This window comes from Mesorhizobium sp. M8A.F.Ca.ET.207.01.1.1, assembly GCF_004794715.1.
Taxonomy (GTDB): Bacteria; Pseudomonadota; Alphaproteobacteria; order Rhizobiales; family Rhizobiaceae; genus Mesorhizobium.
This window is the reverse complement of record NZ_SRUS01000369.1, coordinates 1-322: the sequence shown is the minus strand read 5'-3', so window position 1 is coordinate 322 and position 322 is coordinate 1. Positions and strand designations below refer to the sequence as shown.

Sequence of the window (322 nt, the reverse complement as noted above, 5' to 3'; positions counted from 1 at the left end):
GCCATTCCGGCGTTCCCCTCCCGACGAAGGGCAGGAATCCCACCACGACTATGAGCAGGCTGGTGGCGACCAGCCCTGCCAGCGCCACGAGAATGGCGCGCGCCATCAGCCCGTGGGCCGAGGCGAGGTCGCCCAGCCCGGCATATTGGGGCCAGAACCTGAGCACGGTGCTCTGCTGGCCGACCGAAGCGAAAAAGGAAACCAGGCTCGCGCCGGCATAGGTCGCGCTGTAGAGGCCGAACTCCCGTTCGTTCGTCACCATCGCGACGGCCACGAACATGCGGAAGGACATGCCTGCGCTTGCGAGCTTGATGATGCCGGC

Annotated in this window: 1 pseudogene; it reads right to left on the bottom strand. The window is 66.5% G+C overall.

Annotation, left to right across the window (positions count from 1 at the left end):
* Positions 1 to 322 (bottom strand): annotated as a pseudogene (locus EN850_RS34960) (lipopolysaccharide biosynthesis protein); the annotation flags it as partial.